This window comes from Streptomyces odonnellii (assembly GCF_000981895.1).
GTDB classification, from domain to species: domain Bacteria; phylum Actinomycetota; class Actinomycetes; order Streptomycetales; family Streptomycetaceae; genus Streptomyces; species Streptomyces odonnellii.
Genome location: NZ_LATD01000359.1, coordinates 1 through 22,898, shown reverse-complemented (window position 1 = coordinate 22,898; position 22,898 = coordinate 1). Strand labels below are relative to the sequence as shown.

Genomic DNA, 22,898 nt, shown 5'->3' with positions numbered 1-22,898 from the left:
GCCCTCCATCGCCCACGACCCTCAAGCCACCACCACAGCCCCCACCGCCCTCAATCGCCGGACGGGCCGTTCCCGCCCGACGGCCCCGGTGTCAGCCGCGCCGTGCTGTCCCGTACCACCAGCCTCGTCCCGAACTCGATCCGCGCGTCCGCCTGGTCCGACTTCCGCAGCCTCAGCAGCATCCGCGCCGCCTCCTCCGCCATCGCCACCAGCGGCTGGTCCACCGTCGTCAGCGCCGGGCTCGACCACTGCGCCAGCGGGATGTCGTCGTACCCGACCACCGACAGGTCCGCCGGGATCCGCAGCCCCAGCACCCGGGCCGCCTCCATCACCCCCATCGCCTGGAGGTCGCTGCCCGCGAAGATCGCGGTCGGCCGGTCGGGAGCGCCGAGCAGCTCCATCGCGTGCGTACGCCCCGACTCGACATGGAAGTCGCCGAAGCGCACCAGCTCCGGATCGACGTCGAGGCCGGCCATGCTCATCGCCGAGCGGAAGCCGTCGAGCCGCGCCAGCGAACACATCATGTCCTCGGGGCCGGTGATCACCGCGATCCTGCGGTGGCCCAGCTCGGTGAGATGCCGCGTGGCGGCGAGCCCGCCCGCCCAGTTGGCGGAGCCGACCGAGGGCACATCGGGCTCGGGGTCGCCCGCCGGGTCGATGATGACGAAGGGGATGGCCCGGGACCACAGCTTCTTCTTGAGGTCGTCCGGAAGCGTCGAGAAGACCAGCACCACCCCGAGCGGGCGCCGCCGCAGCACCCCCTCGACCCAGTCCGCGCCCGGGGAGTGCCGGGTGCCGGTCTCGGTGAGGACCACGCTCACCCCGGTCTCCTTGGCGATGTTCTGCACGCCTCTGATCAGCTCCATCGACCAGGTGCTGTCCAGTTCGTGGAAGACGATCTCGATGAGGGGTGCCTCGGGCGCGCCGGGCGCCGAGCGCCGGTACCCGTGCTCTTCGAGCAGCGCCTCCACCTTGACCCGGGTCGGCGCCGCGACATCGGGACGCCCGTTGAGGACCTTCGAAACTGTCGAGAGCGAAACCCCGGCTTGCGTAGCCACCTGGGCCAGGGTGACCCGGCCTGCACTCCTGTCATCACGCATGGACCGAAGGATAAGCCACCGGGAGTCACCGCAAGTCGGTAACGGTTTGGTCGCGCGACGACCGGGCTGTTGACCGGTCCGTGGAGGGGTTCTACGGTCACTCGCCAGAATACTTTCGGCAATGTGGCCGATACTTTCGAAAGGTCGAGAGGTCTGTCGATGAAGACAAGCGCAGCGAAGACACGCGCACGGATGACACGCGGCCGGTTCTCGAAAGCCGTCGCGGGCGGGGTGACGCTCGCCCTGGGGCTGAGCCTCGCGGCCTGCGGCGGTGGCGACAGCTCCGCCGGCGGCGCCGGGGAGTTCCATGTCCTGGTCTACGGCGACTCCGCGAACAAGGTGGAGAAGCAGATCGTCGACACCTTCAACAAGACCTCCGAGGTGAAGGCGGTCCTGGACACCGTTCCGGGCGCCGACTACCAGCAGAAGCTCCAGACCATCATCAACACCCCGCAGGCCCCCGATGTCTTCTTCAACTGGGGCGGCGGCAGCATCCAGCCCTTCGTCAAGGCGGATCTGCTGCTGCCGGTCGACGACCTGATCGCGAAGAACCCGGGCGATCTCGGCGGCCTCAAGTCGAACTTCCTGCCGTCGGTGTACGACACGGCCAAGGTGGACGGCAAGGCGTACGGCATCCCCATGCGCGGCACCCAGCCCGTACTGCTCTTCCACAACAAGGCGGTGCTCGCGGACGCCGGTGTGCAGCCGCCGAAGACCTGGAACGAACTGCTCGACGCGGTCCGCGAGCTGAAGGCGAAGGGCGTCACCCCCATCGCGCTCGGCGGCGGCGACCGCTGGCCCACCCTGATGTGGTTCGAGTACCTGTACGACCGGATCGCCGGCCCCGAGCTGCTCCAGAAGGCCCTCTCCGGCGACAAGAGCGTCTGGGAGAGCGCCGACAGCAGGAAGGCGCTGAGCATGCTCAAGGAACTGGTCGACTCCGGCGCGTTCGGCACCAACTACGACTCCGTGAAGTTCACCGACGGCGGCTCCGCGGCGCTGCTGGCGACCGGCAAGGCCGGCTTCGAGCTGATGGGTTCGTGGGAGTTCTCGACCCACCAGAACGACAACCCCGACTTCGCGAAGAAGGATCTCGGCTACACGAGTTTCCCCACCGTCGAGGGCGGCAAGGGCGATCCGGCGGCCGTCGTCGGCAACACCAACAACTTCTACTCGGTGCTCAAGCGGACCGAGCACGCCGACGACATAGCCAAGTTCCTGAAGCTGATGTACTCCGACGAGTTCGTCGAGGCGCAGCTCGCCATCGGCAATCTGCCCACCACCACGAACACCGCCCCCTTCCTGGACTCGGCGGACAACGCGGAGTATCTGAAGTACCAGTTCGACCTGGTCGACAAGGCGCCCACGTTCCAGCTCTCCTGGGACCAGGCGTACCTCCAGACGAACGCCACGCCCCTGCTCACGGCTGTCCAGCAGTTCTTCAACGGGCAGATCGACGCCGACGGATTCATCAAGGCCATGCAGGCCCTGACCACGTCCTGAGGCCCCTAGCATGAAATCCGACATGGCCGCCGCCCCCGGCACCGTCTCCGGTGCCGCCGCCGGCGCCCCCCGCAAACGTCCGGACGGACGGACGGGTGTCAGCCGGCCCGGGGTGGGCTGGGCCCTGCCCGCCGCGCTGTTCTTCGGCCTGTTCGCGATCGTGCCGCTGGTGCTGGTCGCCGTACTGTCCCTGACCCGCTGGGGCGGTCTCGGCGCCCCGGAGTTCGCGGGTTTCGACAACTGGGTCACGCTGTTCCACGACCCCGTGATGATCAAGAGCCTCTGGCTGAGTGTGCTGCTCACCGGGCTCGGTGTGCTGGTCCAGACCCCGCTGAGCATTCTGCTCGGGGTCTGGGCGGCCGGTCCCCAGCGCAACAGGGCCGTGCTGTCCGCGGTCTTCTTCGTACCGCTGCTGCTGTCCGCCACGGCGGTGTCCGTGCTGTGGCGGGCGCTGCTCGATCCCAACTTCGGGGTGCCGGCGCAGGCGCGCTGGCTGTTCGGGGACGGCAATCTGCTGGGCGACCGCACCGGGGCGATCGGCGTGCTCGTGCTGGTGAGCGCCTGGCAGTTCACCCCGCTGCACGCGCTGATCTACCAGGGGGCGACCCGGGCGATCCCCGAGGTCCTCTACCAGGCGGCGGCGATCGACGGGGCGGGGACCGTACGGCAGTTCTTCCACATCACACTGCCGCAGCTCCGCAACTCGATCATCACGTCCGTGATCCTGATGGTGGTGGGCGGGCTCACCACCTTCGACACCGTACTGATCCTGACCCAGGGCGGGCCGGGCACCGACACCACCATCAGCGCCTACTACATGTACACAAAGGCCTTCAAGAGCTTCGACTTCGGCGCCGGAGCGGCCATCGCGCTGCTGCTGGTCGTCGTCGCGACCGTCATCTCGCTGGTCGTGGTGCGGGTTTCGGGATACGACAAGATGGCCGGCACGAAGGACGGCCTGTCATGAGCCGTACGCACCACACCGGGCGCACACGGCGCTCCACACGCCCGATCGGCCGCCGCACTCCCAACTACCTGGCCGGGGTGGGCGTTCTGCTCTGGCTCTGCCTGGTCGCGCTGCCGCTGTACGTGATGCTCGGCGCGAGCGTCCAGTCCCGCGCCGAGTACGGCAAGGGCGGCCCGCTCTCCTTCCCCGGCTCCTTCACCTTCTCCAACTACGCGCAGGACTTCTCCAACGGCTTCGGCCGCTACTTCCTCAACACCGTGGTCGTCACCGCGAGCGTGGTCGGGATCGTGCTGCTTCTCGTACCGCCGCTGGCCTTCGCGATCGTACGGAACCGGGGCCGTGCCACCTCCAGCGTGTTCCGGCTCTTCCTGCTCGGTCTCGCCATCCCGGCGCAGGCCGTGATCGTCCCGATGTTCTATGTGATCAGCAAGGCGGGGCTGTACGACAACCTCATCGGGGTCATCCTGCCCACCGCCGCGTTCGCCCTGCCCGTCTGCACGCTCATCCTCACCGGCACCATGCGGGACATCACCGATGAGCTGTTCGAGGCCATGGCCATCGACGGGGCGAGCACCCGGCGGGTCTTCTTCCAGTTGGTCGTCCCGCTGTCGAAGAGCGGTATCGCGACCGTCGTCGTGTTCTCCGCGCTCCAGGCGTGGAACGGCTTCCTCTTCCCCCTCGTACTGACCCAGTCGGAGGAGACCAAGGTGCTCACCCTGGGCCTGTACAACTTCCAGACCCAGTACGGAATCGACATCCCCGGGCTGCTGGCGGCCGTGGTCCTGTCCACGCTGCCCGTCCTGCTCGTCTACCTGTTCGCCCGTCGTGCCCTGGTCCAGGGGCTGATGGGCGTGGGAGGAAAGTGACCCACCACACCGCGATCACCGAGCGCGACCGCGCGGAGCGAATCGCCCATCTGATCTCCGCCATGACCGCGGAGGAGAAACTCGCCCAGCTCTACGGTCTGTGGGCGGGGGCCTCCGCCGACGGCGCCGAAGTCGCCCCGCACCAGCACGACATGGACCGTCCGCCCTCGCTCGACGAGCTGCTCCCCACCGGACTCGGCCAGCTCACCCGGCCGTTCGGCACGGTGCCCGTCGATCCGGCCCTGGGCGCGCTCTCCCTGATGCGCACCCAGGAACGCATCGTCGCCGCCAACCGGTTCGGCATACCGGCCATGGCCCATGACGAGTGTCTCGCGGGCTTCGCCGCCTGGGGCGCCACCACCTATCCCGTCCCGCTGTCCTGGGGCGCGGCCTTCGACCCGGATCTGGTCCGGGAGATGGGCGGCGCGATCGGCCGCGACATGCGGTCGGTCGGGCTGCACCAGGGGCTGGCGCCCGTCCTCGACGTGGTGCGCGACGCCCGCTGGGGACGGGTCGAGGAGACCATCGGCGAGGACCCGTATCTGGTGGGCACCGTCGCCACCGCCTATATCCAGGGCCTGGAGTCCGCGGGGATCGTCGCGACCCTCAAGCACTTCGTGGGCTACTCCGCGTCCCGCGGCGGGCGCAATCTCGCGCCGGTCAGCATGGGGGCCAGGGAGCGGGCGGATGTGCTGCTCCCGCCGTTCGAAATGGCCGTACGCGAGAGCGGCGTACGGTCCGTCATGCACGCCTACACCGATACCGACGGGGTGCCCTGCGCGGCCGACGAGGAGCTGCTGACCGGGCTGCTCCGGGACACCTGGGGCTTCCAGGGCACCGTGGTGGCCGACTACTTCGGTGTCGCCTTCCTCAAGTCCCTGCACGGCGTGGCGGCCGACTGGGGCGAAGCCGCGACGGCGGCCCTCACGGCGGGGGTCGACGTCGAACTCCCCACGGTGAAGACCTTCGGGGAGCCCCTGCGGGAGGCGCTCGCGTCCGGGCAGGTGCCGAAGGAGGTCATCGACCGCGCGCTGCTCCGGGTGCTGACCCAGAAGGCGGAGCTGGGGCTGCTCGACCCGGACTGGAGCCCGGTGCCGCCGGTGCTGGCCGGGCGCACGTCGTACGACACCGATGCGCTGCGCGGCACGGTCGATCTGGACTCCCCCGCGCACCGGGCCGTCTCGCGCCGGCTCGCGGAGCGGTCGGTGATCCTGCTGCGCAACGACGGGACGCTGCCGCTGGCGGTGCCGGAGGCCCGTACGGAAGACGGCGTGGACGGACCGGGCGGCGTGGCAGGTCCGTCGGGCGGCTCCGGTTCGTCCGGTGCTTCCGGTTCCTCGGACGGCTTCCGGATCGCGCTGATCGGGCCACAGGGCGACACCCCCACCGCCGTCCTGGGCTGCTACTCCTTCCCGGTGCATGTCGGCGCCCAGCACCCCGGCACCCCCGCAGGTATCGGACTGCCCACCCTCCGGGAGGCCCTCACCGCCGAGTTCCCCGGGGCCGAGATCGTCACCGTCGCCGGAGCGGGCATCGACACGTACGACACCGGCGGTTTCCCGGAGGCGGTACGGGCGGCCCGCGACGCGGACGCGGTGATCGTCGCCCTCGGCGACCGCGCCGGGCTCTTCGGGCGCGGTACGAGCGGGGAGGGCTGCGACGCGGAGAGCCTCGACCTGCCCGGTGTGCAGGGGCAGCTCCTCGACGCCCTGCTCGACGCGGTCGGCGGCAGAGGCACCCCGCTGGTGGTGACCCTGCTGGCCGGCCGTCCGTACGCGCTCGGCCGCGCCGCCGAGGAGGCCGGGGCCATCGTGCAGTCCTTCTTCCCCGGGCAGGAGGGCACGCCGGCCGTCGCCGGGGTGCTCAGCGGCCGGATCAATCCGTCGGGCCGGCTGCCGGTCAGCGTCCCCCGGCTGCCGGGCGCCCAGCCGTCCACCTATCTGGCGGCGCCGCTGGCCCGGGCCAGTGAAGTGTCCAGTATCGATCCCACCCCGGCGTTCGCCTTCGGGCACGGTCTGACGTACACGTCGTTCGACTGGTCGGACCTGGTGGCGAGCGGCTCGGCAGGTACGGACGGCTCGCTGGAGCTGTCCTTCACCGTCCGCAACACCGGGGACCGGGCGGGCGCCGAGGTCGTACAGCTCTATCTGCACGATCCGGTCGCCTCCGTCGTACAGCCGGTGCAGCGGCTGATCGGGTACGTACGGATCCCGCTGGAGGCGGGCGAACGGGCCGCGGTCGCGGTGACCGTACCGGCGGACCTCGCGTCCTTCACCGGGCGCGACGGACGGCGGATCGTCGAGCCGGGCGAGCTGGAGCTGCGGATCGGGGCGTCCAGTACGGACATACGGCTCACCGCCACCGCCACCCTGACCGGTCCGGTACGGCGGGTCGACCACACCCGGGAGCTGCACGCGCGGTTCACGGTGGGCCGGGAAGGGGGCGAAGGGGTGGCCGGCTGATCGCTGTGTGCCGCCGTTGACGACCTGCCCGTTCCCCGTCCGTCCCCCGTCTGCGTTTGTCATGTCCGCCTGTTGTCCCTGTGGCCACCCCACAGCGCAGGGGATAGCGTGGCGGGTGGACGGGCAGGTCATCAGTCGTCACGTCGTCAGCTCGCTGGTTGTCATGGTCGCGCTGGGAGGCAGATATGACGCCTACTCAGCTCCGGGCCTTCGCCGCGGTCGTCCGCCTCGGCTCGGTCAAGGCCGCCGCGGCGGATCTGTCGGTGTCCGAAGCTCTCCGCGCCGCGGGCGGTGCGCGTGCCGGCCTCCTCGGCGGCGGCCCACTGGATGGAGCGGACGATGGTCGTATAGCCGGTGCAGCGGCAGATCTGGCCGGACAGGGCTTCCCGTATCTCCTGCTCGGAGGGCTCCTTGTTACGGTCGAGCAGGGCGCGCGCGGTCATCATCATCCCGGGCGTGCAGAAGCCGCACTGGAGGCCGTGGCACTCCATGAAGCCCTGCTGTACGGGGTCGAGCCGGCCCTCGCGCTCCAGTCCTTCGACCGTACGGATGTCATGGCCGCCCGCCATCGCGGCCAGGACCGTACAGGACTTGACGGGCTCGCCGTCCATCCAGACCACGCAGGTGCCGCAGTTGCTGGTGTCGCAGCCCCAGTGGGTGCCGGTGAGCGCGAGATGGTCGCGGAGGAAGTGGACGAGCAGGAGGTGGCCCTCGATCTCGCGGGTGACCTCGTCGCCGTTGACGGTCATGGTGACCTGCATGATCAGTCTCCCTGGGGGTGTCCGTTCCCGTGTCCGGTACGGTGACCGGCGCCGTTGCCGGTGCTGCTGTGGGTGCCGCCGTTCGTACGGGCCTGCTGGGCGCGGGCCACGGAGCGGCGCAGTGCTCGTACGGTCAGTTCCTTGGCGAGATGGCGCTTGTAGTCGGCGCTGCCACGGCGGTCGGTGACCGGTTCGCAGGAGGCCGCGGCGATGGTGCCGGCCCGCTCGTACAGCTCCTCGGACGGCGGGAGGCCGCGCAGGGCGCGGGAGATCTCCGGGAGTCCGGTGGTGTTGGGTCCGACGGCGGCGAGGCCGACGCGGGCGCCGGCGATGACCGGGCGGGCGCCGCCTATCGCTCCCGCGCCACCTGCCGCTCCGGTGTCGGTGTCGGTGTCCGTGCTCGCGCTGTCCGCCAGCCAGACCGCCGCGCCCGCCGAGACCACCGCCCAGTCGCCCGCGCGCCGCTCGACCTTCTCGTACGCGCTCGAACCGTACGGCCGGACCGGGAAGCGGACCTCGATCAGCATCTCGGCGTCGCCGACGGCCGTCTCGTAAGGACCCCGGTGGAACTCCTCCATCGTCACCACCCGCCGGCCGCCCGCGCCCTGGATCACACAGCTCGCGCCGAGGGTCGTACAGACCGCGGAGAGGTCCTCGGACGGATCGGCCTGGCAGAGGGAGCCGCCGATCGTGCCGCGGTTGCGCACCACGGGGTCCGCGATCACACGCTCGGCGTCGGCGAAGATCGGGAACGTCTCGGCGAGCACCGCGGACTCCAGCAGCTCGCGATGGCGGGTGAGCGCGCCGATCCGGATCTGCCCCGGTTCGACGGTGATGTGGCCCAGCTCGCCGGCGAGATCGTTGATGTCGATGAGGTACTCGAAGTTGGCGAGTCTCAGCTTCATCATCGGGAGCAGGCTGTGGCCGCCCGCGATCAGGCGTGCGGTGTCGCCCAGCCGGTCGAGCAGCCCGATGGCCTGGTCGACGCTGGTGGCACGTTCGTACTCGAATGGCGCGGGAACCTGCATGGGCGATTCCTCTCCGTCGGTCCGGTCGACGCCCGGTCATTGGGCTCTTCGGGATGCGGAAAGTCAACCGCGACTTAAGGTGTCGCTTAGGTCGCCGGGATCGGTGAGAGCCAGGCGAGATCCGGACGGGATCCGGGGTGAGATCCGGGTCGGGTCCGGCGCTGCCGCGCGCGGTTAAGCGTTTGCTGAGATCGCCGTTGACAGGGCCGCGACCACTGCGCAAGCTGCGCGGGCAGGGCGGATCCGAGAGGCGGCGGGCACGGGGCGGCAGGCGCCGGGACCCGGTGGTCCGCGAGCGGAACCGGACCGCGCCGGGCAGCACCGGTCGGGCCGCAGCGCCGGTCGGGCCGGTTCCGGCCGGGCGAAGGGAGCGCACACGTGCGGGACATCGCGGAATCCATCGCCACCTGGCAGGCCGCCGGGGTCCGCTTCGCGGTGGCCACCGTCGTACAGACCTGGAAGTCGGCCCCGCGCCGGCCGGGCGCCGCCATGGCGGTCGCGGAGAACGGCGAGGTGTACGGAAGTGTGTCCGGCGGCTGTGTCGAGGGGGCGGTGTACGAGGTCGCGCTGGAGGTCCTCGACTCGGGCGAGGCGGAGCTGAAGACCTACGGAGTCACCGACGACGAAGCGCTGGAGGCGGGGCTGACCTGCGGCGGGATCGTCAGCATCCTCGTACGGCCGGCCGATGACGAGCACTTCCCGGGCCTGCCGTACGTCCTCGGCCGGATCGCAGAGGGCCGGCCGGTCGCCGTCGCCTCGGTCCTGTCGGGCACCGAGCCCCTCGGCGGAAACCTGGTCATCACCCCGGACGCCGCCGATGCCCCCGCCGGGGCGCCGGCCACGGCCACGGGCACCCTGGGCGACGACCGGCTCGACGCGGCGGTCACCGAGCAGGCGCGCGGCCTGCTCGCGCAGGGGCACACCGGCGTCGTCCATATCGGCCGCCACGGCGAGCAGCGCATGGACCAGCTCGCCGTCTTCGTCCAGTCGTTCGCGCCACCGCCCAGGATGCTGGTGTTCGGCGCGATCGACTTCGCGGGCGCGGTGGCCAGGATGGGCAAGTTCCTGGGCTATCACGTGACGGTCTGCGACGCCCGCCCGGTCTTCGCCACCCGGCGGCGCTTCCCGGACGTGGACGAGCTGGTGGTGCAGTGGCCGCACCGCTATCTCGACGAGCATCCGGTGGACGAGTCGACGGTGATCTGTGTCCTCACGCACGACCCGAAGTTCGATGTCCCGCTCCTGGAGCGCGCCCTGCTCACCCCCGCCCGCTATGTCGGCGCGATGGGCAGCCGCCGTACCCACAAGGACCGGCTGGCACGGCTGCGCGAGGCGGGTGTCCCCGAGAGCGCCCTCGCCCGGCTCTCCGCCCCGATCGGCCTCGATCTGGGTGCCCGTACCCCCGAGGAGACGGCGGTGGCGATCATGGCGGAGATCATCGCGCTGCGCTGGGGAGGTACGGGCGAGCGCCTGACCGGCATGGATCTGGCCATCCACCACTGAGATCCACCGCCGGACCGGCCCGGCATCCGCGCCGGAAATCCGCGCCGTGACCGTACGCGGCTCACCCGCCGGCCATGTCCGGCGAGCCGGGATCCGCGCCCGGATTCGTCGCCGGGACCACTCGCCTTGTGAAGACAGGCGGTGTAGATGTAGGTACATGACCCGACATACGGGTCGATCCTGGGCTCGGGTCATGTCTGCCCACTCCGACCGGCGCCCACGGAGTCGGCGGCCTCACGACCCGAGCGGCACAGCCGGGTGGCGAGGAAGGTTCCAGCGCCTGACCCCGCGTATGCCGTCGGGGGGGCGCCGCACGTCATGGCTGAGAATGCGTACCGTCGCCGGGCAGGTCTTCCTCCTGCAACTGGTGATAGTGCTGCTGCTCATCGGCGCCTCGCTCGTCTCGCTCGTCGTGCTGTCCCGGCACGAGAGCTCCACCGAGGCGCGCAACCGCTGCCGTGCCGTCGCCACGTCGTTCGCGAACTCGCCGGGCGTCGTCCAGGCCGTACGCTCGCCCGACCCCACCGCGGCTCTCCAGCCGCGCGCCGAGGCGGTCCGCAAGGCCTCGGACGTCGACTTCGTCGTCGTCATGACCACCAAGGGGATCCGGCTCACCCACCCCAACCCCGAGCGCATCGGCGAGCACTTCATCGGCACCATCGGACCGTCCCTGAAGGGCCGGACCATAACCGAGACGGTCCCGGGCACCCTCGGCCGCTCGGTACGGGCGGTGACGCCCATCAAGGACTCCCACGGAAAGGTGGCCGGCCTGGTGTCGGCGGGGATCACCGTCGACAAGGTGAACAGCCTCGCCAACCACGAGGTCCCGCTCCTGCTGGGCGCCGCCGGCGCCTCCCTCGTCCTGGCCACGGGCGGCACGGCGCTGGTGAGCCGCCGGGTGCGGCGCCAGACCCATGGTCTCGACCCCATCGAGATGACACGCATGTACGACCACCACGACGCGGTCCTGCATGTCGTACGGGAAGGAGTGCTCATCGTCGGCGGCGACGGCCGGCTCGTCCTCGCCAACGACGAGGCGGTCCGGCTCCTCGGTCTGCCCGCGCACCCGGAGGGCCGTCATGTCACCGACCTCGGCCTGGACCCGGAGATGGCCGGTCTGCTGGCCTCGGGGCGGGTCGCCAGCGACGAGGTGCTGTCGACCGGGGACCGGCTGCTCGCGGTCAACAACCGTTCCACGGACCGTGACGGCGGCCCGCCCGGCAGCGTGGCCACACTCCGCGACACCACCGAACTGCGCGCGCTCACCGGTCAGGCGGAGGCGGCGCAGAAGCGCCTCAAGCTGCTGTACGACGCCGGGGTGCAGATCGGCACGACCCTCGATGTGACCAGGACCGCCGAGGAACTGGCCCGGGTGGCGGTCCCGCGCTACGCCGACTTCGTCACGGTGGACCTGGCGGAGGCCACCCTGCGGGGCGAGGAACCGGCGGGCGCGAGCAATCGCACCGAGGTACGCCGTACCGCCGTCGTCGGCATCCGCGACGACCATCCGTTCTACGAGCTGGGCACCCTCATCCTGTTCCGTCCGGACACCCCGCAGGCCTGGAGCCTGGAGCACGGACGAGGAGCGGTCGAGCCCGATCTCCGGCTGGCCGCCGGCTGGCGGGCCCAGGACGCCGAGGTCAGCGCCGGGATCATCGCGTACGGCGTGCATTCCATGGTCACGGCACCGCTGCTGGCGCGGGGCGTTCTGCTGGGGGTCGTCAACTTCTGGCGCTCGGAGCGGCCCGAGCCGTTCGACGAGGAGGATGTGTCGCTGGCCGAGGACCTGGCCAACCACGCGGCGGTCTGCATCGACAACGCGCGGCGCTACACGCACGAGCACACCATGGCGGAGACGCTCCAGCGCAGCCTGCTCCCGCAGATGCTGCCGGAGCAGAACGCCCTCGATGTCGCGTACCGGTATCTGCCCGCGGAGGCGGGGGTCGGCGGCGACTGGTTCGATGTCATCCCGCTGCCCGGCGCGCGGGTGGCGCTGGTCGTGGGCGATGTCGTCGGGCACGGTCTGCTCGCGGCGGCGACGATGGGCCGACTGCGTACGGCCGTCCACAACTTCGCCTCGCTCGATCTGCCGCCCGACGAGGTCCTCTCCCTGCTGGACGAACTGGTCGCCCGTACCGACCACGACGAGGGGATCACGGACAGCGGCGCGGTGGTCACCGGGGCGACCTGTCTGTACGCGATCTACGATCCGGTGACCCGGCTCTGCTCGATGGCCCGGGCCGGCCATCCACCGCCCGCGCTGGTCGGTACGGACGGGAGCGTGGAGTTCCTCGATCTGCCGGCCGGGACTCCGCTGGGTCTGGGCGGGCTCCCGTTCGAGACGGTGGAACTGCGGCTGCCGGAGGCCAGCCATCTCGTGCTGTACACGGACGGGCTCGTCGAGGACCGCCACCGCGAGATCGACGCCGGGCTCGGCCTGCTGCGCACCGCCCTGGCGCACCCGGCGCGGGGCCCGGAGGAGATCTGCTCGGCGGTGCTGGACGCGCTGCTGCCGAAGTGCCCGAGCGATGACATCGCGCTGATCGTCGCCCGTACGCGCGTGCTTCCGCCGGACCGGATCGCCGAGTGGGAGGTGCACTCGCACCCCTCGGAGGTCGCACGGGTACGAGCCGAGGTCCTGCGGCGGCTGACGGAGTGGGACCTGGACGAGGTGGCGTACACGACGGAGCTGATCCTCAGCGAGCTGGTCACCAACGCCATCCGCTACGCGACCGGCCCCATCCGCGTCCGCCTCCTCCGCGACCGCACCCTGATCTGCGAGGTCTCCGACTCCAGCAGCACCTCCCCGCACCTCCGCTACGCCAAGGCGACGGACGAGGGCGGCCGTGGCCTGTTCCTGGTGGCCCAGTTCACGGAACGCTGGGGTACGAGGTACACAACGGCGGGCAAGGTCATCTGGGCGGAACAGTCACTGCCGTGAGACCTCCGGTGCCGGGTGCCTGGTGCTTGCTTAGCGCGGGCCGGCAAATTCAGCCCGTCCGGCGACGCCTGCACGGCGCGGGCCGGCAAATTGAGCCCGTCCGGCGATTGAGGACGGAACGGCCGGCCCGGACGCCCGGCACCCGTCCGGCAAGGGCTCACCCCGCACCCGGCCGCGCCGGAGGCGACACCGCCCTGGCCACCACATCCGCATAACGCCGCGCCAGACAGCCAAACGCCTCCTTCAGCTCGGGCGGCCCCACGACCTCGATCTCCGCGTCGAACCTGCCGATCGTCGCGGCCAGCCCGACCCACGACCACGAGCCCAGCACAAGCCGGCACCGCTCCGCGCCCAGCTCCTCGACGACTCCGTCGCGCACATAGCGGGACACCGCGTCCCCGGGCAGATCGAGGATCACCTCACCACGGCAGGGCCAGCCGCCCGAGCCCCCGGCGCCCTGGAACCGCCCCGCGACAAACGCCGCCACGTCCCCTCCGGGCAGTTCGCGCGGGGTGAAGCGCGGCCCGGTGGGGATACGCGGCTCGATCCGGTCCGCACGGAACGTACGCCAGTCCTCGCGGTCCAGATCCCAGGCGACCAGGTACCAGCGCCCGCCCCAGGTGACGAGATGGTGGGGCTCCACCCGGCGCGGCGGGGCCACGGCGGGCCCCTCCCCGGCTGCCGGCGGAGACGCGACGGTGTAGTCGAAGCGCAGCACCTCGCGGGCGTGTACGGCGGCGCCGAGCGCCATGAGCACCCCGCTGTCGACCTGCGGCGCCGGCCGTGCCGCGGGCCGTTCGACGGCGGTGACCTGGACGGTGTCGATCCGGCGGCGCAGCCGCGCGGGCATGACCTGCCGGACGGTGGCCAGCGCACGCGCCGCCGCTTCCTCGATTCCGGCGCCGGTGGTGGTGGCGATCTGGAGCGCGACCGCGAGGGCCACGGCCTGCTCGTCGTCGAACAGCAGCGGCGGCAGCTCCGTACCCGCGTCGAGCCGGTACCCGCCGTCGGGCCCCTTGGCCGCCACGACGGGGTAGCCGAGTTCGCGCAGCCGGTCGACATCGCGGCGCACGGTGCGCGGACTGACCTCCAGCCGCTCGGCCAGCAGCGCCCCCGGCCAGTCCCGGCGTGCCTGGAGCAGCGAGAGCAGTGACAGCAGTCGCGCCGAGGTCTTCTGCATGAACCCCATACTGCCCCGAGAAGCGGCCACGACCTGGCCGCTTCTCCTGGAACCGTGATCAGTGAGCAGGGCCGAGAAGGCGTACGTACCGCGTACGGGTGCGCATGCGCCGAAAAGGCCGCAGATTCCAGCGACAGGGAGCCGACCATGTCCGTCAAAGCCGTGACCCATCTGAACTTCCGGGGCGACGCCCGCGCGGCGCTCGCGTTCTATCAGTCCGTGTTCGGCGGGCACATGGCCGTGGTCACGTACAAGGACGGCGGAAACGTCCAGGACCCGTCCGAGGCGGACCAGGTGATGTGGGGCCAGGTGGCCGCCGACAGCGGTTTCGGGGTGATGGCCTACGACGTGCCCTCGCACCTGCCGTGGCACCAGGGCGAGAACGCGTTCTTCGTCTCGCTCCGCTGCGAAACGGCCGAGGAGGTCACGTCGTACTGGGAGAAGCTCTCCGCCGGCGCGGCCGTCCAGCGGCCGCTGGGCCCCGCGCAGTGGGCGCCCCTCTACGGAATGCTGAAGGACCGGTTCGGCGTCACCTGGGTCGTGGACGTCGCCGTCGCGTACGACGCGTCCTGACCAGGGGACGGCACGGCCCGATGACCGTTCTCGACACCCGGGCGCTCAACCGCGCGACGCTCGCCCGGCAGTTGCTTCTCGACCGCGCCGACATACCGGTCCTCGACGCCGTCGCACACCTCGGCGGCCTCCAGGCCCAGGAACCGCAGGAACCGTTCACCGGGCTCTGGTCCCGGCTGCGCGCGTTCGACCCGGCGGCGCTGGACGCCCTGCTGACCGGGCGGAGTGTCGTACGGACCCACCTCATGCGCCGCACCGTCCACCTCGTCACCGCCGACGACGTCCTGGCATGGCGGGCCCGCCACGACGCCATGCTGCGTCAGCGGGTGCTCGGGACCTACCGCCGCGAACTCGACGGGACGGACCTCGCCGAACTCGCCGCGGCGGGCCGGGCGGTCATGGCCGACGGCGAGCCGCGCTCGATGACCGAACTCGCGCGTGCGCTCGTCGGCCGCTGGCCCGCGCCGGGCCCGCGGGCACTGGGCGAAACGCTGGTCGCCGCCCTCATCCCGATGGCACAACTGCCGCCGCGCGGGCTGTGGCGCGCCAGGGCGGGGGTGCGCAACGTACCGCTCTCGTCCTGGCTGGGCCGCGAGATCGACCCCCCGGCCCCCGACGGCACCGACCCCACGGGCCAGGCGCTGGTACGGCGCTATCTGGCCGCGTTCGGCCCCGCGTCCTCAGCGGACCTGCGCGCCTGGTGCGGCCTCGCCGGACTGCCGGCCGCGGTCGCCGCGATACGCGAGGAACTGGTCACCTTCCGCGACGAGCAGGGCCGCGAACTGCTCGACCTGCCCAACGCACCACGCCCCGACCCCGGCACACCCGCCCCGGTCCGGTTCCTGCCGGCATTCGACAACGCGATCCTCGGCTACCACGACCGCGGCCGCATCATCGACACCCCCCACCGCGGCCTGTCGGTCACCGGCGCCCGCGTCGTCCTGGTCGACGGCCGCACCGCCGCGACCTGGACCACCGAAGCAGCCACCGTGACGATCACCCCACTACGCGACTTCACCCGCGCCGAGCGCACGGCCGTCATCGAGGAGGGCCAGAGCCTTGCATCGTTCCTGTCCGACAACGACAGCGACCGCGTAAAGATCAAACCGGTGGGCGCGGACGGTTTCGAACCGCCGACATCTGCTTTGTAAGAGCAGCGCTCTACCCCTGAGCTACGCACCCGTTGACGAGGGAACAGCGTACATGGCGCAGGGGGCCGGGCCGCAAACCCAGGTGCTGGGCCGATGGTCGGGGGGTACGGGGGATAGCCCCACCAGGAAGACGGTGGGCGGCCGGATCGGACTGGGAGGGCCGCGTTCCTACGGTAGGAGGACAGCCGAGACGCGCACTCCCTGGGGGACGATCACCGTGACCGCACACCGTATCCGTATCCGGAACACCCGCACCCGCACACTGCTCGCCGCCGGCGGGGTGCTGCTGGTCGCTCTCGCCGTCAGCGGGTGCGGCGCCGACGCGGACGCCTCGGACGCGCCCGTCGAGAAGAAGGCGTTCCCGTTCGGCGGGAAGACGCTGACCATCGACGCCGGGAACTCCGTGGTCGAGCTGGTGCCGGCCGATGTGAAGGACGTCGAGGTGGCCCGGCAGATCGACGGCTGGGTGTTCGCGGGCAGCGGCCCCGACGGCTTCTGGCGGATGAAGGGCGACACCCTCACGCTCAAGGTCAAGTGCCGCGCCCTGGCGAGCAACTGCGAGGCGCGGCACGAGGTGAAGGTGCCGCGCGGCGTCGCGGTCACCGTCAACGGGGACAACGGCAGGATCAGCGCCACCGGCTTCACCACCGTACTGAAGCTGACGTCCGACAACGGCTCGGTCACCGTCCGGAACTCCAGCGGGCCCGTCGACCTGAAGAGCGACAACGGGACGATCACTACGAAGGGCCTCACCGCCAGGACCGTCGCCGCCACGGCCGCCAACGGATCCGTGCACCTCGGGCTGACCGCCGTGCCCGACTCCGTCGACACCGCCAGTGACAACGGCCGGATCGTGATCGACCTGCCCAGGTCCAAAGAGAAGTACGCGGTGACCGCGACCAGCGAGAACGGCGACGTCGATGTGACCGTACCGACCGACGGGACCAGCGCCCACATAGTGAAGGCCCACAGCGACAACGGCGAGGTCACCATACGGAACGCGAGCTAGGTCCGGACAGGGCCTAGGCACCTCGCCGGCGGACCCGGCGCACCCTCGGAACCGGCAGAAGCCGCCGTCCCAAGCGCGAACTAACCGACCCGTGTGTTCGTCCTTACCTGGTGGGAGAATGGACCAGGCACGGCGGACTCTGTACGGGAGAGGGATGTGACGGCGACACAAGCGCAGCCGCACGAAAGAGCCCAGACCAAGGCGAGTGCCGTCCGTGATGTCCGCGATGTCGTCGCGTTGTTGCTGCTGCCGGTGCCGCTGCTCATCGCGGCGCTGCCCGGCACGTTCTCCGGCGGGGGCGGCGGTACGCGCCGCTGGTTCGGCGGGCGCGCGGAGAGCCAGCGGGCCGACGCCCAGGCCGCCAAGGACGCCGCCGCGGCCTCCTTCTACGAACTGGACACCGCCCAGCGCGATCTGCGGATCTCCATAGAGACGATCACCGCGGTGGACAGTTCGCCCGGCGCCCGCAAGGCCGTCGCCGACTTCGCGGCGCTGGGGCGGCGGATCGACGAGGTCAGCCATACGTACATCACCGCCGTCGACGCCCATGACCTCGACCGGGACGATCTGGAGCCGTCCGTCGCGTCCAAGGCCCGCGGCGAGCTGGCCAAGGCCAAGGCCGACCTGGACCGGGTGAAGGGCGAGCTGGACCGGTTCGAGCAGGGGCTCGGGCCGCTGCTCGACAAGGCCGAGACACAGCTCGCCCGGCTGGCACCCGCCGTGGAGCGCGCGCGGCAGGCGCTCCTGGCCGCGAGCAACGCCCTCGACGCCGCACGCGCCTCCGGACTGCGCGCCGACGATCTCGCCGCCCGCCTCGCCGCCCTCGGCCCCGATCTCACCAAGCTCAACCAGGGCGCGGGCCAGCACGGCGTCACCGAGACCCTCCAGCGCGCCGACCGGGTGCTGCGCGACGCCGAGGCCGTACGGGTCGAGGCCGAGCGGCTGCCCGAGCGCGCCCGGGAGATCGACCGCCGCCTGGTCTCGCTCCGTACCCGCGCCCAGGCCCTGACCACCCGCGCCGGCACCGTGGAGCCGATCCTCAGCGAGCTGCGCCGCCGCTTCGCCGCCGCCTGCTGGCAGGACCTCCAGCAGGTCCCCGGCCATGCCGCGACCAGCGTCCGCCAGGCCGAGGAGAAGCTGAAGGAAGCGGGCGCGGCACGCGACGAGCAGCGGTGGGCGGACGCGACGTCCTTGCTCAGTACAGCACGGGCCCTGCTGAACGGTACGGACGAGGCGGTCTCCGCCGCGGGCGACCGCCTCCAGCGCCTCAACGCCGTGTCGAAGGACCCCCAGCAGGAGATCGACCGTACGCGCTTCGCGATCCGTGACGCCCAGCGGCTGGCGATGACCGGCCGCAACACGCCCGAGCCCCGGCACGCCCGGCCCCTGGACGACGCGGTGGGCAGGCTGGAGCGGGCGGTGGCCGCGCTGGAGGGCCGCCACCCCGACTACTGGCACTTCCTGACCGAGACCGAGGCGGTACGGAACACCGTGGCCCGGGTCGTCTCGGACATCCGAGAGGAACGCGGCGCGGCGGCGGGCCACAGCGGCTGACCGATCACAACGGTCGGCCGATCACAGCGGCCGGCCAATCACAGCGGCCGGCCAATCACAGCGGCCGGCCAATCGCTGCGGCCGACCGATCACCGACGTCGCCCGTCGCCTGATTTGTCCCCGGCCCCAGGTGGGCGGATGCTGGAGTTACGCCGTACGCCATGTCGCACCACGCCGTACGCCAAAGGAGGCCGCCCATGGCCACCCAAGCGCTCCGCCGCCCACGTCGGCGGCGTGTCAGGCTCGATGAACAACTCCCCGTCGACCACCGGCTGAACCAGGTGTACCGGATCGGCGCCGGAGTGATGGGGCTGATCCTGATCGTCTTCGGCATTCTCGGACTGATCGACAAAATCGGTTTCTTCGACACCGGCGGCGACCGGGTCGCGGGTCTGAACACCAACGGTGCGCTGAGCGTGCTGTCCATCTGTGTCGGACTGCTGCTCCTGGCCGGGATGGTGGTCGGCGGGAATATCGCCTCGACCCTGAATATGGTCCTCGGGGTGCTTTTCATCGCCAGCGGATTCGTCAATCTGGCGCTACTCGACACCAGTTACAACATCCTCGCCTTCCATATCCAGAATGTGCTGTTCAGCTTTGTGGTCGGGGTGGTGCTGATGTTCTTCGGCATGTACGGGAGAGTCAGCGGCAGCCTGCCGCACGACAATCCGTACTGGCGCGCCCGCCACCCGGAACAGGCGGAACTTGAGGAACGCGTGCGCGCCAAGATCGAACACGTACGGTCCCACGGGCACGGTTACGGGCATCCTCACCTGCATATGCACCCCCACCACCCCCACAACACGCATCACCCTCAGGAGCCACAGCAGACACAGCAGGCCCAGCCGGCAGAGCAGGCACAGCATCAGCCGGACACCACCGGCTCATGACCGCCGGACCGCCCGACCGGATAGCCTGGCCCCATGCCTCGCTACGAGTACCGCTGCCGCTCCTGTGGTGACACCTTCGAGCTGAGCCGCCCGATGGCCGAGTCCTCCGCCCCGGCGTCGTGCCCCGCCGGACACGACGACACCGTCAAGCTCCTCTCGACGGTCGCGGTCGCCGGCACCGCCAGGGCCGGCGCCCCCGGCCCGGCCGCGCCCAGCGGCGGAGGCGGAGGCGGATGCTGCGGCGGGGGCTGCTGCAACTGATCCCGCCGAAGGGCCGCTGATCGGCCCATCAGAGCCGATCAACCAGCAACCAGCAACCAGCAACCAAGCCGATCAGTTCGCGGCGCCGACGGCCAGCGCGAGCCGCCGCAAAATCTCCTCCCCCGCCGCCACGCCCGTCTCCTCCAGCACGTCCACATGCGGTGCGCTCCAGCCGCTGTCGGCCAGTTCGCCGTGCCCCGGCCGCCACCCGCGGTCCGCCGCCAGCAGCAGATCGGCGTCGAGCAGCGAGTCCCCGGCGGCGAGGGTGAGTTCGGCCCCCGTCCTGCGAGCGACCTCGCGCATCGCGGCGCTCTTGGTGAGCGGGCGCGGTACGGCGTAGATCTTGCGCCCCTGGAGCGAGACGGCCCAGCCCCGGCCCTCCGCCCACCCGGCGAGGTCCTTCACCCAGCCCTCGGGCAGCAGCGCGCGGTCGACCACCAGATAGGCGAAGAGGTCCTCCGCGATCCGCTCCTTGAGCAGCCACGCGGGGTCGGCGGCGGACAGCAGATGGGCGCGGACCTCGGCGAGAGGGGCGCACTCGTCGGCCAGCCGGGCACCCACCCGGGCCCGCCAGCCCTCGTCGGTCACACCGTCGACCAGCAGATGCCCGCCGTTGGCGCAGATCGCGAACCGCGGTTCGGGGCCCGGCAGATGGACCCGCCCGTACTGCTCCCGGGTCCGGGTGGTGGTCGGTACGAAAACGGTCGTACGGGCCAGCCGGTCCAGCAGCCCCGCCGCCGCCTCGGTCATGTACGAGAGCGGCTGGCTCTCGTACACCTCCACACAGAGCAGCCGCGGCGCCTCGGCGTCCGGCATCGGCAACTGGAGCGCGCCGGCCGAGTAGATGAGCGTACGGTCCAGATCACTGGCGACAAGCACGAGCGGCGCACCGGAAGCCTCCGAAGCACCGGACGCACCGGACGCACCGGACGCACCGGAAACACCTGCCGCACCGGAAGCCCCCGAAACACCTGACGCACCTGACGCACCCAGAACGTCACTCACAGCGCGGTCACCGCCTTGCCGTCCGCCCCGGTCGCGCCCCGGGTGTACTTCGGGTGGATCAGCCCGACGCAGGAGTACGGAAGGCCGTCCGTCTCCTCCACCGGTACGCCCCGCTGCGCGGCCAGCAGCCGCACATGGTCCAGATCGGCCCCCACGCCCCGCCGCGCCAGGATCTTCCAGGGCACCCGGCGCAGCAGGACCCGGGTCGTCTCGCCGACTCCCGGCTTGACCAGGTTCACATCGTGGATCCCGTACTCCTCGCTGATCCGCTCGACCGCCGCCCAGCCCTCCCAGGTGGGCGCCCGGTCCGCCGTGAGCAGTTCCTTGACCTCGGCGTCCACCGCGTCCACGACCTCGTCGAAGCGGGCCGCGACGCTGTCCAGGAAGTGCGCCGAGACATCGGCGGCGGCGAGTTCGCGGTAGTGCTTCGCGCCGTGGAAGTCGTACGGCCCGACCAGGTCGGCCCGTAGGACCGTACGCGAAATCAGCCCGGACACGGTCGAGTTGAGGCAGGCGGACGGGATGAGGAAGTCCTCGCGGGTGCCGTACGTCCGCACGCAGCCGCCCGGGTCGGCGAGGACCGCGATCCCGGGGTCGAAGCCCTCGAACCCGGCGAGGGCGTCGGCCAGTTCGCGGGTGATGGCGCCCTTGCCGGTCCAGCCGTCGACGAAGACGACATCGGCGGGGTCGTGGTGGGCGGCCAGCCAGCGCACCGCGTTGGTGTCGATGCCCCGGCCGCGCACGATCGAGACGGCGTAGTGCGGCAGGTCCAGACCGTGCCGCCGCTGGGCCCAGCGGCGCATCAGCACGCCGACGGGCGTGCCGGCCCGGGCCAGCGAAACCAGCACGGGCCGGGGTCCGCGCTCGGCGAGCACGGTCTCGGTGACGGTGCCGACGGCGCGCGCGATCCGGGCGGCCGAGGTCTCCAGGGCGGAGAGGAACAGGTCCTGGTACTCGGCGCTCGGCTGGTACTCGACCGGGAGCGACTCGGCGTAGTGCGCGCCACCGCTCTGGATCGCCTCCTCGCGCTCCTCGGTCGGGGCCTCCAGTTCGACGTCGGAGAGGTCCTGGAGGAGCCAGCCCACGTCCTCGGGCGCGTAGGAGGAGAAGGCGGGCCCACGGAGGGGTTCGGGCAGCATGGGGGGTTCCTGCCGTTCGGCCTGGTGCGAAGGGGTCTGGTGCGCGGGGATCTGGTGCGCAGAGGCTTCGTGCGAAGGCGTGTTGTACGAGGCGGTGTTGTACGAGGGGGTGCCGGGGAGGTACGGGACGTACGCGGGTACGACGGCCAGCACCACGCGCGGTATGTGCGCGGCGAGCTGGGCCAGCAGACCGCCGGGAGCGCGCAGTTCCGGGGAGTCCGCCAGGGAGTCGACGACCAGGACGACGGCGTCGAAGCCACCGCCCGCGACGTTGTAGGCGTACCGGTCACCGGTGCCGTCCCCGTCCGGGAACGCGGCGGTGTCATGCGCGGGGAAGACGAGGCGGCTGCGTATCGCGTATCCGGGGTCGTCCACGGCGAGCACCGGGGACCGGGTGGTGGTGGAGTAGCGCACCTCGGCACCGACGGCACCGGTGCCGGAGACGCTCGTGCCAGCGGCACGCGTGGCGCAGAGCTGTTCCAGCGCCTCGGCCAGCCGCAGCGGCGCGTACATCAGCTCCTCGAAACCGAGGACGAGGATGCGCCGGGCACCGTCGAGCCGCTCGGCCAGGGCGGCGGCCATACCGGGCAGCGCCGACTCCAGCCGGGCCCGGTGGGCAGGGGTGAACCCGTGCCGCCCACCGTCCGGCACACCGTCGGGCCAGTCCAGCACCACCCGCACCGGCTCGGATCCCGCAGCCGGACGAGGCGAATCAGCCGAACCCGCTGGCCCAGCCGGACCGTCCGAACCCGTCGGCCCAGCCGAATCAGCCGGACCGTCCGAACCGACCGGACCAGGCGTACCGGCCGGACCCGCCGCCCCAGCAAGACCGGCCGAACCAACCGGACCGGCCTGCGCCGGGATCCCGGCCATCGCAGCCTGACCGGTCCCCCCGGCGGACGGCGCTTCAGCCGAGGCCGAGGCCAAGGTCAAGGCAGCGGCAGCGCCAGAGCCCGACCCCGCAGCCTCCCCCTCCTGTTCCGTCACCAGCGCGCGCGCCTTCTC

General features: G+C 71.3%; 18 protein-coding genes and 1 tRNA gene. 12 read left to right on the top strand and 7 right to left on the bottom strand.

The genetic code is table 11. The annotated features are described in order from the left end of the window. Window positions 1-50 precede the first annotated feature (50 nt). Window positions 51-1,100, bottom strand: coding sequence for a LacI family DNA-binding transcriptional regulator (locus WH07_RS29450; protein WP_079023659.1), 1,050 nt, complete (start codon window positions 1,098-1,100; stop codon window positions 51-53). Window positions 1,101-1,292: 192 nt separating this feature from the next. On the opposite strand from WH07_RS29450, the gene WH07_RS29445 reads away from it, so the two are divergent. The 4 genes from WH07_RS29445 (at window position 1,293) to WH07_RS29430 (ending at window position 6,898) form a co-directional block, all read left to right on the top strand. After that, on the top strand, window positions 1,293-2,603 hold the full coding sequence (locus tag WH07_RS29445; RefSeq protein WP_106409707.1) for an ABC transporter substrate-binding protein: 1,311 nt from the start codon (window positions 1,293-1,295) through the stop codon (window positions 2,601-2,603). A 22-nt stretch (window positions 2,604-2,625) separates the two neighbouring features. Next, window positions 2,626-3,570: a carbohydrate ABC transporter permease gene (locus WH07_RS29440; protein ID WP_198533916.1), complete on the top strand. Its 945-nt coding sequence runs from the start codon at window positions 2,626-2,628 to the stop codon at window positions 3,568-3,570. Further along, a complete protein-coding gene (locus WH07_RS29435) occupies window positions 3,567-4,436 on the top strand; it encodes a carbohydrate ABC transporter permease (RefSeq protein ID WP_046506513.1) in 870 nt (289 codons plus the stop codon). The genes WH07_RS29440 and WH07_RS29435 overlap by 4 nt, the downstream gene beginning before the upstream one ends. A gap of 62 nt (window positions 4,437-4,498) precedes the next feature. Further along, a complete protein-coding gene (locus WH07_RS29430; RefSeq protein ID WP_079023660.1) occupies window positions 4,499-6,898 on the top strand; it encodes a beta-glucosidase family protein in 2,400 nt (799 codons plus the stop codon). Between the two features lie 161 nt (window positions 6,899-7,059). Here the strand turns inward: WH07_RS29430 and WH07_RS29425 are convergent, their stop codons facing one another. Together WH07_RS29425 and WH07_RS29420 are read right to left on the bottom strand one after the other, a co-directional pair. After that, a complete protein-coding gene (locus WH07_RS29425; protein ID WP_079023658.1) occupies window positions 7,060-7,659 on the bottom strand; it encodes a (2Fe-2S)-binding protein in 600 nt (199 codons plus the stop codon). A 2-nt stretch (window positions 7,660-7,661) separates the two neighbouring features. Then, window positions 7,662-8,687 (bottom strand): FAD binding domain-containing protein, encoded by a 1,026-nt coding sequence (locus WH07_RS29420; RefSeq protein WP_046506508.1) that lies wholly within the window; start codon window positions 8,685-8,687, stop codon window positions 7,662-7,664. Between the two features lie 378 nt (window positions 8,688-9,065). Between WH07_RS29420 and WH07_RS29415 the strand changes: the two genes are divergently transcribed. After that, window positions 9,066-10,190 (top strand): XdhC family protein, encoded by a 1,125-nt coding sequence (locus WH07_RS29415; RefSeq protein WP_046506506.1) that lies wholly within the window; start codon window positions 9,066-9,068, stop codon window positions 10,188-10,190. A gap of 157 nt (window positions 10,191-10,347) precedes the next feature. Further along, window positions 10,348-13,131 carry a SpoIIE family protein phosphatase gene (locus WH07_RS29410; protein WP_079023657.1) on the top strand — a complete coding sequence of 928 codons (2,784 nt, stop codon included), beginning with the start codon at window positions 10,348-10,350 and terminating at the stop codon, window positions 13,129-13,131. 157 nt (window positions 13,132-13,288) lie between these two features. Here the strand turns inward: WH07_RS29410 and WH07_RS29405 are convergent, their stop codons facing one another. After that, window positions 13,289-14,311 carry a helix-turn-helix transcriptional regulator gene (locus WH07_RS29405; protein WP_046506532.1) on the bottom strand — a complete coding sequence of 341 codons (1,023 nt, stop codon included), beginning with the start codon at window positions 14,309-14,311 and terminating at the stop codon, window positions 13,289-13,291. Window positions 14,312-14,458: 147 nt separating this feature from the next. On the opposite strand from WH07_RS29405, the gene WH07_RS29400 reads away from it, so the two are divergent. Both WH07_RS29400 and WH07_RS29395 read left to right on the top strand, forming a co-directional pair. Continuing rightward, window positions 14,459-14,884, top strand: a complete 426-nt coding sequence (locus tag WH07_RS29400; RefSeq protein ID WP_046506501.1) for a VOC family protein — start codon at window positions 14,459-14,461, stop codon at window positions 14,882-14,884. 20 nt (window positions 14,885-14,904) lie between these two features. Further along, a complete protein-coding gene (locus WH07_RS29395) occupies window positions 14,905-16,035 on the top strand; it encodes a winged helix DNA-binding domain-containing protein (RefSeq protein ID WP_046506529.1) in 1,131 nt (376 codons plus the stop codon). Here WH07_RS29395 and WH07_RS29390 read toward each other — a convergent pair. After that, a tRNA-Val gene (locus tag WH07_RS29390) sits at window positions 15,995-16,066 on the bottom strand. The genes WH07_RS29395 and WH07_RS29390 overlap by 41 nt on opposite strands. Before the next feature lie 186 nt (window positions 16,067-16,252). Here WH07_RS29390 and WH07_RS29385 point away from each other — a divergent pair. The 4 genes from WH07_RS29385 (at window position 16,253) to WH07_RS29370 (ending at window position 19,749) form a co-directional block, all read left to right on the top strand. Then, window positions 16,253-17,044 (top strand): DUF4097 family beta strand repeat-containing protein, encoded by a 792-nt coding sequence (locus WH07_RS29385; RefSeq protein ID WP_232789102.1) that lies wholly within the window; start codon window positions 16,253-16,255, stop codon window positions 17,042-17,044. A gap of 156 nt (window positions 17,045-17,200) precedes the next feature. Next, window positions 17,201-18,598 (top strand): efflux RND transporter periplasmic adaptor subunit, encoded by a 1,398-nt coding sequence (locus WH07_RS29380; RefSeq protein ID WP_046506498.1) that lies wholly within the window; start codon window positions 17,201-17,203, stop codon window positions 18,596-18,598. A gap of 197 nt (window positions 18,599-18,795) precedes the next feature. After that, the gene (locus WH07_RS29375; protein ID WP_079023655.1) at window positions 18,796-19,488 is read left to right on the top strand and encodes a DUF4383 domain-containing protein; all 693 of its coding nucleotides are present in this window, start codon (window positions 18,796-18,798) and stop codon (window positions 19,486-19,488) included. A gap of 33 nt (window positions 19,489-19,521) precedes the next feature. Next, window positions 19,522-19,749, top strand: coding sequence for an FmdB family zinc ribbon protein (locus WH07_RS29370; protein ID WP_046506495.1), 228 nt, complete (start codon window positions 19,522-19,524; stop codon window positions 19,747-19,749). A 72-nt stretch (window positions 19,750-19,821) separates the two neighbouring features. Here WH07_RS29370 and WH07_RS29365 read toward each other — a convergent pair whose 3' ends face one another. Together WH07_RS29365 and WH07_RS29360 are read right to left on the bottom strand one after the other, a co-directional pair. Further along, entirely contained in the window at window positions 19,822-20,565 is a 744-nt protein-coding gene (locus WH07_RS29365) for an HAD family hydrolase (protein WP_232789103.1), read from the bottom strand. Window positions 20,566-20,750: 185 nt separating this feature from the next. Beyond that, the coding region (locus WH07_RS29360; RefSeq protein ID WP_232789101.1) for a cysteine protease StiP domain-containing protein at window positions 20,751-22,898 on the bottom strand (2,148 nt) is incomplete at its 5' end.